Below are 13,996 nucleotides of genomic sequence, written 5' to 3' on the forward strand. Positions count from 1 at the left end.
TGCGCGACATGGCCGTCTGGAATGACTCATCCGAACTCTATCAGTTCGCCAAGGAGATCGTGTCTCGCCTGCAACGAAACGGACACATCGCGTACTTTGCTGGTGGATGCGTGCGCGATGCGTGCATGGGAAACCCTCCCCATGATTACGACGTCGCGACCAGCGCCCGATTGGAACAAGTCATCGAGTTGTTCGGTCCGAAAAACACCCTCGCGATCGGCGCCGCGTTCGGAGTCGCGTGCGTTCACCGGCGTATCGGTGGTGTGCGATACCAAGTGGAGGTTGCCACCTTTCGCTCCGATGGGACCTACAGCGACGGCCGGCACCCCGATTGGGTCCAGTTCTCGCGTCCTGAAGAAGACGCACAACGCAGGGACTTTACCATCAACGGTATGTTCTATGACCCCATCGCAGAACAACTCAAAGACTATGTCGGTGGTGCAAAAGATCTCGTCGCCAAACGGATTCGCGCCATCGGGCAAGCAGACCATCGAATCGACGAAGATAAATTACGCATGCTCCGAGCCGTTCGCTTCGGTGCACGATTCGGTTTCGACATCGATACGGAAACGGCCAACGCGATCAAGCGGCATGCGAACGAGATCTTAGTGGTTAGCGGAGAACGGATCGCTGCCGAGATGTTCAAACTCTTTGAATCACCCATGCGAGGGTGGGGGCTCTCGGAGTTGTATCGACTCCATCTGCTAGCTCCCTTGTGGCCCGAACTGGATGGACGCTGGCGAGAAGAGGACCATCGACGCGAGAGAGCCGAACGCTGCCTGAGCAGGTTTCCAATAGGATGCAACGGCGATTCTTCGATGGCGGCGTCCTTGGCTTTGCTATGGTTGTGCTCCCAATCCGAACCGACACGGGGCGTGCCCAAAAGCGAAGCGGCTGAAACAATGGGCGCTGTCCAAGCGAGATGGAAGCTTTCGAATCGAGTGATGGAGCAAGCGATTTTCGCGATGAGCCATGTGGATGCGATTCGAAACGCAGACCAGATGCCTTGGTCCCAAATCCAGCCGATATTGATCTCCCAGCACGCCCCCTTAGCGGTGGAAGTGGCCGAGACTCTGGTTGCCGAGACACTGGTTGGCGTGACGTTGGTTGCCGATACGCCGACGAGCGAGAGATTGGATGCCGTGGAATCCCGCAGCAGCCGGGGCATCTCGTTTTGTCGCGACGCTTTGCGATTACCTACCGAACAGCTCAACCCCATTCCACACCTTACCGGGCGCGATCTGCACGCGATAGGACTGCGTCCAGGCCCGCAGTTTGCGGATCTCTTGAGCCGGGCGCGAGCGATGCAGTTGGATGGCCAACATGCCAGTCGAGACGAAGCCCTCGAGTGGCTCCGCCTGCAACCTGAAACCCAATAGCAACCTGAAACCCAATAGCAACCTAATAACTAACAGCAAACGGAATCCTAACAGCCATCGCTGCTAGGCGTTTCAACCCGGCGGCAGCTCGCTTCGCTCCAGGACTTTATCTCGGTTCTTGTCGAGGCGATCGAACAGTGGCAACATCCGCTCGGGGACTTGCTCTCGCAAAAGTTTGTCATCCCCGTCGGTATCGAGGAAGTTGAAGATCTGCGAAGGAGTCGGCGAGGTACCGCGCCCCACTTTCTCAAGCGGCTTGGACACTCCGGTTTTGGGATCGATAGGAACAGCGATATGGAAATATCCAATCATCATCTCTTCATACGTTTGATCCCCCCAAGCCACCCAGCTGTTGGGGTCGGGGTTATTTAGGTTCTTGGTGGAGTTGTCGAAGACCGCTTCGCAAAAGATACGGGTACCTGCCGGAAGCGGTTTCTTGGCCGCGAGCCGATACTCGGTTTGCCAATTGAAATCGTATGCGGGGATATCGAGGAGAACTTCTCGTTGTTTATCTGGATAGACGGCCGTGTATCGGAACGCTTTCCCTCGCAAGTGCATGTGCGGGCTCATCGAAAGGAGATCACACGCAGGGAGTTCCTCGGGGAGCATCGCAGCGGTTTTGTAGTTCGCTTCGTTCGGAGGAATGCGAAGATTGGTTTGAACCGAGCTGGTCGTTTGGACCTCATGGGTAATCGAGGCTTTGTCTGCAAACCAGAAGCCGACTTTGCTCAAGTCTTCTTGTGCCGTCCCGATGGGTGTGTAGTGGACTTGGAAGACCAATTCGCTGTTGGCCGGAATTCGCTTGGCCATTCCCTCGGGCATCCTTTCCACGCGCGTGCCAGGGACGTAGCCAACTAAGAAGCCACGCTCGCCACCGAAGGCCCGATTCTTTTTGTCGTTCTTGTCGCGAACAAAGATCAGAATATGGTGCACCACCGCACGATTCCCAGGAACGATCTCCATTCCACGAACCCAGATATCCTCCGCATTGTTCAGATCCGAGACGAAGTACTGGTACTTCACGTCACCCTTGGCGGGAACGGCGAAGGGTTTCTTCGCCATGGGAACTACCAGGTCGGGAGTGGAAGCCAGTTGCCATCCTTCGACAAACGACAGCGGCTCTGGTTCTCGTTCCGGATTGCCGCGCGGTGTGCCGAGAGAGGCCCATGTTTCTAAGGTATCGATTTCTTCTTGGGTCATGCGCCGGTCGTTCGCGAACTCGCCATGGTCGGGGCTGGCATGCCAAGGAGGCATGCGTCCCTCGCGGACGACTTCGAGAACCATATCGGCCCAGGAGGAGGCGTCGTCGTAATTCGACAGATCCATCGGTCCAATTTCATCCGGTCGATGGCAGCTCACACATCGCTTCTGCAGAATGCGGCTGACCTGCTCCGCATAAGTCACGGAACTAGCCGCTGCACCATCTTCCGATTCGGCCACCGATCGCTTGCGACCGATCAAGCATCCAGGGGCTTTCGTGATCGGCGTTTCGACGGCGCGCCCTGCAAGAACGGATTCAATCGCATCGACCAGCGGCTGTTCGTTGGCTTGCTCGCGCAAAAAGCCGATACCGTATTGGTCGTCGATCTTCCCTCGGTAGGCCAAGCGTCCTTTTTCATCGACCACGCAGACTTCAGGGGTTCGCGTGATCCCCAGGAGATCGGCCCAGTTTTGATCGGGATCTTTCACAAATGGGAATTCGATTTGGTATTTGCGAGCATGGGCCGCCATTTCGGCCAAGCTATCTTGGACGTTGGAATCAACCGCCACAAACGCGACTTGCTTGCCCTCGAACTGCTTTTGAAGCTCCACCAATTTGGCCGAGTACATCTTGGCCAACGGGCATTGGGTGCCGACGAAGGCATAGACAATGGCTTTCTTCCCTCGGAATTCTTCCGTCTTCCACTCTTTGCCTTGATAGTCCGTCCACCGCGCGTCGGGAATCTTTTGTCCAATTTCTACCGCTTTGACGGCGGTCGGCTGGGCGGAATCGTTGGCATGCAAGGTGTAAGGAACACCGAGCCATAGCGTTGCCCCGAGCGAGATTGACAAAGCAAATGAGAAGAGTGACTGTCGCATGCACGATCGCCCAGGTTGGAGCGCTCCTTTTTCAATAACACACAGCTTCAACAACATACAGCGAAAAAGATCCCACGCGGGCCGCCCACTTCTCAGCGGCGCCCACGCCTCAGCGCAGCCCGCCTATCCGCTGGCCGCCTATCCCTGGCGCTGGGCGGGTCACAAAATCGAATCCGACCGATTAGAATATCCTTTTGGAACACCGATCACAACATTGAAGCCACGGCAATGTGGCGAGGATTTCGACTATTGAATTCCTCTACCTACTCCTCTCATTGGGAATGACATCATCATGATTCGAAAGCTGGCTCGCCAAACCTTCTGCGACGGCCGATGGTTCCATTTTGTCGCCAGCTTCGGCTTCGCACTGCTTGCGTTGGGATCGGTTGCCAACTCTGCTCCGCCCAACGTGGTTATGATCATTTCTGACGACCACGCTTGGACCGACTATGGATTTATGGGGCATCCGCACATCCAGACGCCGAACATCGATCGGCTTGCGGCAGAGAGCCTTACTTTTCGCCGGGGGTATGTTCCGTCCAGTCTTTGCTGCCCCAGTTTGGCGACGATTCTCACGGGGCGTTACCCCCACCAACACAAGATTACGTCGAACGATCCACCTCTGATTCCTGGCATGAAACCGGGGCAATTCCAAGCCTCCGAAGCATTCCGAATCGGACGGGAGACGATGAATGCTCATATGCGCGCCGTCCCCACCCTGGCTCGATCGCTGAGTGAAAATGGCTACCTCACTCTTCAGACCGGCAAATGGTGGCAGGGAGAATACCAACAAGGGGGATTCACACACGGTATGACCCGCGGGGGCAGGCACGGAGACGATGGGCTCGCGATCGGAAGGAAAACGATGGAGCCGATCGACTCGTTCCTCGATGAATGCACCGAAAAGAAAAAGCCTTTTCTGGTTTGGTATGCACCCATGCTGCCCCACGATCCGCACACTCCTCCCGAACGACTTCTTGAAAAATACAAAAAGTTGCACCCGAGCATCCATGTGGCCAAGTACTGGGCAATGGTCGAATGGTTTGATGAGACGGTGGGGCAGTTGCTCAAGAGTTTGGAAGACCGCAAACTGGCGGAGAATACCATCGTGGTATACGTGGCCGACAATGGTTGGATCCAAAATACCGATGGACCTCGCTATGCACCGAAGTCGAAGCAGTCCCCTTACGATGGCGGATTGCGAACCCCGATCATGGTTCGCTGGCCTGGTAAAGTCGCGCCTCAGCAGAGCGATGAGCTAGCGCAAAGCATCGATTTGGCCCCTACGATTTGGAAGGCCTTGCAAATGCCACTTCCGGAGGGATTGCCCGGTATCGATCTGCTCGACGCCAACGCACGGGCGAATCGAACGACCTTGCAGGGCGCCTGCTTCACCCACAACGCTGTCGACTTGAACCGCCCTGAGAAGAATGTTCGCTGGCGCTGGTGTATCGATCGGAACTGGAAGCTTATGCTTCCTGACCCCACCAACGAACCTGAAGGAAAGCCAGAGCTTTACGATATATTGGCCGATCCGATGGAAACCAAAAACCTCGCTGACCGCGAACCACAACAATTGATTCGCTTGACGGAGCATTTGACTCGTTGGTGGACGCCCTAGCTGTTCTTTCCGGGAGATTAAGGTTTGATTTCCAGCACGACATGCTTGATCTTTTCACGCAACCATGTGTACGTGATGTGGATCTTCCCATCTCGCGTTTGGATCACCGCTGGATAGCTGAATTCTTTCTTCGGTTCGTTTTCCAGTTCCAGGACCGGTTTCCAAGATCGCCCATCGGCGGAGAGGGCGACATTGAGAGGGGAGCGTCGGCCTCCCCACTCTTGCGACTCCTTGGTGACATGGTTGTAGACCAAGAGGTGCATGCCGCTGCGAAGCGTCACGGCATCGGTCCCTGAATTGGGATTGGGAAGATCGATCAAACTCATTTCGCCCCAGGACTTGCCCAAGTCGCTCGATTCGATCTGAAAGACTTTACCCTGCCGACTTCTCCCGAGCGCCAACAGTCGATCCCCCCCCAACTTGAGAATGCTGGGCTGAATAGCGCCAAATCGTGTTGGATCGTTCAGGGGTGCGGTTCGCGTCCAAGATTTACCCAGATCTTTGGTCCACTCGAAGTGAACAGTCCATTCGCTTTTCGCATCGGGCGTTTCATTGCTGGTCGGACAAAGAATCGTCCCATCGGCCAATTCGATCGGCTTGTTTTTGATCGGGCCTAGGATCCCTTCTGGGAGCCGCACACCGGGACTCCAAGTCTTTCCGTGGTCGCTGGATTGCGAGAGCATCCCCCACCAAGCGTCCGGGTTGGGCCCCGCCTTGTAAAAGAGCAAGAGGGGACCTGCCGATGGCTGAAAGAGAACAGGGTTCCAAGTCGGAACACGTTTCACGTCGACAGTCTTCGCCTTGTCCCCCACGCCGACACGCTGGGGTGTTGCCCATTGGAATTGGATCCCATTGGCAACCTCTACCGGTGCAGTCCATTGTTTATTTTCATACCGAGAGACCCAAATACCGACATCATCCGATTTTTCGTAGAGACCGCCAAACCACGCTGTCACCAAAGTTCCGTCTGCCGCCTCCTCGATCGTGGAAGCATGGCAACTCGGAAAAGGAGCTTTCTCGTAGATGAACTCTTCGGCGACTTTAACAATCTCCTGCGCCCGAGCACTGGGCGACATCGGGGCGAACGACATCGGGGCGAACGACATCGGGGCGAAGGGGAAAGCGCATAGAGCAGCAAGAGCGACGGCAAACGAGGTCTTCGGCATGGTGATCGATCCTGGAGAGTTGGAAGCGGGGTGAGCGTTCAAGCGACCAAAATTGTAACGCATGGGAACCGCTAGAGTTCTTCGATGCTTTCGACGATGCGATCGACCATGGCTTCGGTCGTCTTGGGATTGAAGAAGACGGCTTTCCAAGCAGGTATATCGATGCCGTGTGGGCAATAACCGAAACTGGTGGTGAATCCGAGGCGAGCATCGATCGCAGAATCCATCATCTTCGCTCTCTTGTCAAAGAGTCGGCGAATCTCTGGCAAGTATCGTTGTCGTTGTTCGAGGGTCAGTTCGTTGCGCACCAACTGCTGATAGATTTCCTCTGCATTGCGTCCCTTTGGGAACACCCACCAATTCACGCTAGCTCCAGGGGTGCCTGCATTGAGAACTTTGCAGTACTCCAATTGGGCCAATTTGGTCTTCAATCGATGCGCCAATTCCAAAGAGCGAGCCAAGAGCATTTGCCAACCGGTCAAGCCGATGGCGTTGAGGGAGGCGATCACGCTGTAGGGACCAAGGGCAGGGCGCGAGCACTCGAGCGTGAATAAAGCGGGATCGCGGCTCGCATTGGCGTCCGAGAAGTAGGGCGTATCGGAAACAGTCCGCGCCAGATACTTCAGATCTTCGCGTCGATTCACGATGAACGCGCTGGCAGGGTAGTGACCTCGCCCCATCTTATGAAAGTCGATCGTGACCGAATCGGCGTACCGAAGCCCTCGGTTCTTGGACTGGATCGAGCTGACAAGCCCGAGGATTTCGGTGTCGAACGAGTGACCGTTCGTGGCGACGTCATAATCGCTCAACATCGAGAGAGCCCAGCCGACTGCTGCATCGACGTGCAATTGCGGAACCACCATGTCGTACTCAGCCGCCTTGCGGTGCACAAGATCGTGAACCGCTTCAATATCATCAAAACCAAATCCATCCGTGGTCCCGAATGTGCAGCAGATGTAGGCAACTTTGGTACGAGTTTGATAAAGGGCATCGAGTTGTTCCGATAATAGATCGATCCGCATGGAAAGATTTTCATCCGTTGGAATCTCGATCAGATTCTCCGTTCCAATTCCGAGCCAACCCGCGACCGTCTGGTTGGAATAGTGACTGGCTTGGGAACTGATCCCAACAATCCGTTCTGCCCCCAAGCCCGTTCGCATCGCACCGGGCAGAACCCGTTCCAACCCGATCTTCGCGCCGTAAAGATTGGAGATGGTACCCCCGATCGTAAAGACACCCCATGGATCGTCGGTGTGGTAGAAGATCAAGTTTGCGAGGGTCGTGATCGCCTTGACCTCCAACTCGTTGGATCGCTGACTGTAGCGATCCGTACACAGATTTGGGTTTTTCAGCAGGCAGGCCAACATGCCGATGAGCGACGCGTTGTTGGCAGGGCCTCGCACATTCTCCAAATGAAGCGGATTGTTCCAGCTATCGGTCCCCCAAAAGTAGGGAAAGATCACATCGCGAGCGTCTTTGAGATTACCCGGCAAATTATGAATCTCGGGATTCGCCCGGGCTGTTTCATAATTCTGGCTCATGATAGCCGACGGAGTCATCGCCGATTCCGCAGCGGCAGCAGCCAGCAATTCGCTGAAAATTTGGGTGATCGCCGGTTGCTGCCACTCAAAAAACGTGGAAACCAGTTCGTCATACTTTCGGCGATCCATTCTTTTTCCTTATTCCATCCAGTTTGAATCCCCGTCGGTGCTGGCGGACAGTACCACCCACAGCGATCCGGATCGGAACGGTCGTAGGTCACAGAACAAAGAGTTCAAATCGAAGTTGAGAGCCTCGGCCAAGATCCGAACAAGTCACCTGGTAAGCTGTATCGGTTGCGAGGGAGATCCGAATTGTAGCATTAACTTTTACGAATACTTCTCCAACGAAGACCTAGACGGACAGGTAAGGGGTGAGGATCATGAAGGGAGTGCAGCGAGAATGGTTGGTAGCAACCGCAGGTAAGCCCGGTACCTTGATTCTGCACACTCGACCCTCATCGTGTTGTTAGCACCTATGATTTACCCACTAGTAGCCCTCACGATTGCATTATTCATCTCGCTGGTCGTGACTCCCATCGCGCGCCGGGTCGCGCTGCGCGTCGGCTTGGTCGATCATCCCGACGCCCACCGCAAGTTGCACCGCGAACCGGTTGCCCTTTGCGGCGGAGTCGCCGTCTTGATCAGTCTCATCGCGAGCGTCGCTCTGATGCTCGGAGTGCGAGAAGACATCGCCTCCGCATCGACCTCCAATATCTATCAAGCCATCGCAATGACCCTTGGGGCGATATCGATTGTCGCGCTGGGTGTGCTCGACGATCGGATCGGATTGCGAGGCCGACAAAAGTTAGCAGGTCAAGTTCTCATCTGCGTTTCCTTGATCGCCTTCGGCTTTACCATTCCGCGTTTGAGTTTGTTGGGTTGGGAGTTCGAGTTGGGAGTGCTCGTCGTCCCCGTTACCTTGGGATGGCTTCTGTTGGCAGTGAACTCGGTGAACCTCATCGATGGAGCCGATGGCCTCTGTTCGTCCGTAGGCTGGATCGCGTGCGCATCCCTTTCCGCCATCGGGTACTGGACAGGAAACGTTGTCGAATCGATTCTCGCTGCGAGCATGGCAGGTGCGTTGCTCGGCTTTCTCTTTTTCAATTTGCCGCCGGCCAAAGTATTCCTTGGGGATGCAGGGAGTATGCTGGTCGGTTTGGTCTTGGGCGTGCTCGCGATGCGATGCTCGGTGACCGGGAACACTCCTCTTCCCATCATGGTTCCGATCGCGCTCATGGCGATTCCTCTTTTCGACTCATCGATGGCCATCATTCGCAGGAAGCTCACCGGGCGAAGCGTCTTCACCGTCGATCGCGGACATTTGCATCACAACTTGATGAGACTTGGTATTCGCAATCAGTGGCTGGTCGGTGCCATTACCCTGCTGTCGGTTGTCACATCGGGCGGAGCCGTATTGAGCGTCCTAGCAGGAACCGACTTGATCGCCGTCGCAGCCATCCTCCTAGCGATGGGGCTATTGATCGCAACCCGTGCATTCGGGTTTGCCGAATTGGAGTTGCTTGGCAAGCGAGTGTGGTGCTTTACCAAAAGTCTATTAGCCCGTCGCGGGTTGGCGGAAAATACCGTCCGCATCCAGAAGGTTCGACTGCAAGGGTCGCGCGAATGGGAAATTGTCTGGAGCACATTCGTCGAGTTCGCCGAAAAGCATTCTCTGGCGAAGATCTCCCTCGATCTCAACATGCCATGGCTTCACGAAGGCTTTCATGCCAACTGGAATGTGAACAGCATGCCCGAAATCGCGGACCGTTGGCAAGTCAAACTGCCGATCGAATCCGAAGGCCGGATCCTCGGACGGCTTGAAATCATCGGCAAGTATCAAGGGCCTGCGACCTACGACGTGCTCGCTTATCTCTCCGACATGCTGGTCGAACTGCAGCCATCGATCGAATCGGTCATCAACGGGTTCGAAAGTGTTCAAGTCACGAGCGAAACAAGCCGCGTCCCAGGCTCCCCCCGGGTGGTTCAGCAAACCGTACCGCAAGCGGTGCAGGAACTAGCTTCGTAAAAAAGTCCCCCCGCCCCACTGCCCCACTGGCTCCACAAAGCCTCGCTCTGCTTCTTGCTTCTTGCTCCTGCTCCTGCTCCTGCTCCTGCTCCTGCTCCTGCTCGTGCTCCTGCTCCTGCTCCTGCTCGATCCGAACCCATCCGCAGCAACCATACCACAACATTCGCTCCACCTCGATCGACTGGACGTCAATCGCCTGTCGATAGGGTGTTTTTTTGCCTTGATTGGGTCAGCTCCTGGGCCCCGCTGATTGCCAACGTTGCCAGTTTGCACTTTTAGGGGGCATTGCTAGCTTTTGCTTCTTTCCCGCTTGGTAGGGATCCAGCGCTGCGTTGGGAATGGGATTGCAGGTATACTGACCCACTTCCCTTTTCGCCCCGATGTTCAATCTTCCTCGCGAGAAATACGATTTGATGGCAATGGATGAGCAGACCCAACCCGAGACGGTAGCCAGCGATCCTCCTCCCCCTCCTTCTAAAGGATTGGTCTTTCGCGAAACGGTCGAGAGTCTTGCCGTTGCGTTCATCCTCGCTCTCCTCTTCAAAGCCTTCATTGCAGAAGCCTTCGTCATACCCACCGGATCGATGGCACCGACGTTGATGGGCGCCCACAAAGATGTTGTGTGCGAATCGTGTGGCTTTCAGTATCAATGCGGGGCCAGTTCCGAGTACTCGTCCGAAACAGGCGCTCGCATCGCCGGGCATTCCGTGGTCGGTACCGTCTGTCCTTTATGCCGGAAGCCCCAAGGGGCCGATCCCACGAAGAATGCCAACCAAGCGACCTTTACCGGCGACCGCATCCTCGTCAGCAAGTTGGCTTACGTATGGAACACTCCGCGACGTTGGGATGTGATCGTATTCAAATTCATCGAGAACGCGCGGCAGAATTACATCAAACGCTGCATCGGGCTTCCTAACGAAACCATTCGAATCACCGAAGGGGATATCTACGTTCGCAGAAACGATGAACCGACGAAGCCGTTCGAGATCGCACGCAAACCTCCGCATGTCCTCGGCGCGATGTTGCAACCGGTGAGCGATACCTATTTCATCCCAAAGCCGCTTGTGAAAGCCGGCATGCCGAGTCTTTGGCAACCCCTGCGAAGCGGAGACGAAAACTGGAGCGTGCAATGGGACGAGATGGCTTGGTCGGCCTCCTGTAAAAACGAATCCAAAGAGCCGAGTTGGTTGCGTTACTACCACCGTGTCGTCGATCCCGTCGCATGGAGCTACATTCAGGAGAAAGGGGTTTTTCCGGCCCGGCCCGATGCCCGTCAGCCGCGGCTCATCACCGACTTCACCTCCTACAACACGCATTACGCAGCCCCAACCGATCCTAAATCCAACAACCGATTCTCGGAGGCCGTCCAGCGCGCCATGGCCACGGGGGAACCTTCTGCAACCGGCGGAACCGACGGCATTCATTGGACAGGGGACTTGGCGAGCGAATTCGAAATCGAGACCTCGGCGGGCTCACAGGTCCTTTCCTTGTTGCTCGTCGAATCGGGTGCGAAGCACATCGTCGAAGTCAACTTGACCGACGGCAAAGTGTTAGCCCGCGTCGAGAAAGAGGGACAACTCCTGAATGTCTTCGAATCGGGAGACGAGTTCGTTCAACAGATCCAGTCGGTGACTCGACTTCGTTCTGGCAAAAAGCATCGTGTGAAGCTGGCCAACGTGGATGATCAGATCGTTTTGTGGGTCGATGGCACGACGGTGGAGTGGAGCCCGTCTAATCGAATCAACTGGTCGGGGGTCACCAACGGCAAACCGAAAGGACCGACGGCATCCGACGACGATCCTTTGGATGGCGCTCCCCTCGGAATCGGGATCGCCGGTGGGGAACTTCGCGTTTCTCGAGCCAAAGTGTTTCGGGACATTTATTACATCGCGCAGGGAAGGTTGCACAGTTTTGGGCGTCTCGATGATTACCCCAACTTAAGCGAAGCCTTGCGAACCTCGATTCCGCCTGGAGCGCGCGATGCTTATGCGCAGGGGACGCATAGCGCCACGATCGACCAGTTGTTGCAAAAGATGTCCGTTGAGTCACTCGACCGCAACGCGATCGCTCATCTCCCCAAGATCTGGGGGGAAAGCGCGCTGACCACTTCTCGACGGATCGTCGACTTTTCCATGAAAGAGGGATGGTATTTCCCGCTCGGTGATAACTCCGCCGCGAGCTCCGATGCGAGATCTTGGTCGGAGAACCATACACCAGAACGGTTGATGATCGGCAGAGCGGTCATCGTATTTTGGCCGCACGTGTGGAATGCCCCGGTACCTTTCCTTCCCAATGTCCAGCGAATGGGTTTGATCCGATAACCCAAGATCGTCGCGAGAAAGTAGATGAACATGGATGTTCTCAGTGTCGTTGGCTTGGAAAAGACCTATGGCCGTCGAAAGGTGGTCAATGGGGTCAGCATGCGAGTCGGTCCGGCTGAAATCGTCGGGCTCCTCGGCCCCAATGGCGCAGGAAAGTCGACCAGTTTCCGGATGACATGCGGGCTGGTGCTGCCCGATCGCGGGCAAGTCTTTTTGATGGGGGAAGAGGTCACTTTCTGGCCCATGTACCGCCGAGCACGCGACGGGGGGATGGGGTATTTGGCCCAGGAATCGAGCGTTTTCCGCAAGCTGACGGTCGAACAAAACATCTTGGCCATGCTCGAGCTCCTCGGCGTGGACCGCAAGCAACGTCGCGAGCGCACCGAAGAGCTATTGCAGCAGTTCAAGATCACACATATCCGCCGTTCGAGAGCATCGAAGCTTTCCGGAGGCGAGCGGCGCCGGCTGGAAATTGCCAGGTGCCTCGTGTCGAATCCTCGGATCATCATGCTCGATGAACCGTTCGCAGGGATCGACCCCGTGACCGTGCAAAGCATCCAAGAAACCATTTTCGAACTGCGCGATACAGGCATCTCCATCCTGATCACCGATCACGCAGCGTTGGAGATCCTCGGTGCGGTCGATCGTTGTTACGTGATCAATAAAGGGGCAGTCCTGTGCGAAGGGACGCCCGATCAAGTCAAAAACCACCCCGAGGTCCGCGCCCAATACCTTGGAAATATCCAAGGGGACCCGGGATAGATCCGGTGGGCTCCGACTTGAAAAAACCTTACACTGGTACCGAAACGAATATGCGTAGCAGAGGTGTAACCCACGAGAGCTGGATCGATGGGCTCGGTGCACCCTCTGAATCCTTTTCCCTTTTTGTTCTCAGGATTTGCGGAAAGAAAGATACAAATGCCTTTGGGTAAAACATTCGACAACGTAGTGGGCACGATTGGAAACACCCCGATGATTCGGATCAATCGGCTGGTGCCCGCAGAGCATGCGACGGTCTTTGCCAAGTGCGAGTTCTTCAATCCTTTGAACAGCGTCAAAGACCGAATCGGGATGGCGATGGTCGAGGATGCCGAAAAGTCAGGGAGATTGACCAAAGAGACGCACATCATCGAACCGACCAGTGGCAACACGGGTATTGCGCTGGCCTTCGTTTGTGCCGCGAAAGGGTATCGCCTCACATTGACGATGCCGGAATCGATGTCGATCGAACGACGCGCTTTGCTGCGCGCGCTCGGCGCGAACTTGGTACTCACTCCCGCTGCAGATGGGATGCGAGGTGCGATTGCGAAGGCCGCGGAGCTGGTGGCCAATGATCCATCCGGATGGATGCCTCAGCAATTTGAGAACCCAGCCAATCCGGCTGTGCACGAACGCACTACCGGTCCTGAAATTTGGGCGGATACCGCAGGCCAAATCGATGCGATCGTCGCAGGAGTCGGCACCGGTGGAACCATCACTGGTGTGGCACGCTACATCAAGAAACTGAACCCCAACTTCAAAGCGATTGCGGTCGAGCCAAAACAATCCCCTGTGATCAGCGGTGGTCAGCCTGGCAAGCATCGTATTCAAGGCATCGGTGCAGGCTTTGTTCCGAAGAACCTGGACCGAACCGTGATCGATGACGTCATCCAAGTCGACGACGAAGTCTCGTTCGAATGGGGACGGAAATTGGCCAAGAGCGAGGGAATCATGGCGGGGATCAGCAGCGGTGCCAACATGTGGGCTGCTGCGCAAGTCGCTGCGAGACCGGAGTTCAAAGGGAAGCGGATCGTGACCATCATGTGCTCGCTCGGCGAACGCTACCTCTCGACCCCGTTGTTTGGCGATCTCGGTACCTAACCT

General features: G+C 55.8%; 9 protein-coding genes. 6 read left to right on the plus strand and 3 right to left on the minus strand.

From position 1 onward, the window contains the following. The first annotated feature begins 8 nt into the window (after positions 1–8). Positions 9–1,379, plus strand: coding sequence for a CCA tRNA nucleotidyltransferase (locus SH467x_RS08420; RefSeq protein ID WP_482370831.1), 1,371 nt, complete (start codon positions 9–11; stop codon positions 1,377–1,379). A 72-nt stretch (positions 1,380–1,451) separates the two neighbouring features. Here the strand turns inward: SH467x_RS08420 and SH467x_RS08425 are convergent, their stop codons facing one another. Next, positions 1,452–3,458 carry a redoxin domain-containing protein gene (locus SH467x_RS08425; RefSeq protein WP_482370832.1) on the minus strand — a complete coding sequence of 669 codons (2,007 nt, stop codon included), beginning with the start codon at positions 3,456–3,458 and terminating at the stop codon, positions 1,452–1,454. Positions 3,459–3,750: 292 nt separating this feature from the next. On the opposite strand from SH467x_RS08425, the gene SH467x_RS08430 reads away from it, so the two are divergent. Then, a complete protein-coding gene (locus tag SH467x_RS08430; protein ID WP_482370833.1) occupies positions 3,751–5,079 on the plus strand; it encodes a sulfatase family protein in 1,329 nt (442 codons plus the stop codon). A 17-nt stretch (positions 5,080–5,096) separates the two neighbouring features. Here SH467x_RS08430 and SH467x_RS08435 read toward each other — a convergent pair whose 3' ends face one another. Both SH467x_RS08435 and SH467x_RS08440 read right to left on the minus strand, forming a co-directional pair. After that, complete coding sequence (locus tag SH467x_RS08435; RefSeq protein ID WP_482370834.1) at positions 5,097–6,245, minus strand: sialidase family protein; 1,149 nt, start codon at positions 6,243–6,245, stop codon at positions 5,097–5,099. Between the two features lie 71 nt (positions 6,246–6,316). Further along, positions 6,317–7,915: a pyridoxal phosphate-dependent decarboxylase family protein gene (locus tag SH467x_RS08440; RefSeq protein ID WP_482370835.1), complete on the minus strand. Its 1,599-nt coding sequence runs from the start codon at positions 7,913–7,915 to the stop codon at positions 6,317–6,319. Between the two features lie 331 nt (positions 7,916–8,246). On the opposite strand from SH467x_RS08440, the gene SH467x_RS08445 reads away from it, so the two are divergent. The 4 genes from SH467x_RS08445 (at position 8,247) to cysK (ending at position 13,993) form a co-directional block, all read left to right on the plus strand. Next, a complete protein-coding gene (locus SH467x_RS08445) occupies positions 8,247–9,812 on the plus strand; it encodes an MraY family glycosyltransferase (protein ID WP_482370836.1) in 1,566 nt (521 codons plus the stop codon). A gap of 380 nt (positions 9,813–10,192) precedes the next feature. Next, positions 10,193–12,133, plus strand: a complete 1,941-nt coding sequence (gene lepB, locus SH467x_RS08450; RefSeq protein WP_482370837.1) for a signal peptidase I — start codon at positions 10,193–10,195, stop codon at positions 12,131–12,133. Between the two features lie 24 nt (positions 12,134–12,157). After that, positions 12,158–12,895 carry an LPS export ABC transporter ATP-binding protein gene (gene lptB / locus SH467x_RS08455; protein WP_205855254.1) on the plus strand — a complete coding sequence of 246 codons (738 nt, stop codon included), beginning with the start codon at positions 12,158–12,160 and terminating at the stop codon, positions 12,893–12,895. Between the two features lie 156 nt (positions 12,896–13,051). Next, on the plus strand, positions 13,052–13,993 hold the full coding sequence (gene cysK, locus SH467x_RS08460; RefSeq protein ID WP_146677189.1) for a cysteine synthase A: 942 nt from the start codon (positions 13,052–13,054) through the stop codon (positions 13,991–13,993). The last annotated feature ends 3 nt before the right edge of the window (positions 13,994–13,996 follow it).

It is taken from the genome of Brakhagea slesvicensis (assembly GCF_052161625.1).
Lineage (GTDB): Bacteria > Planctomycetota > Planctomycetia > Pirellulales > Pirellulaceae > JBKCUI01.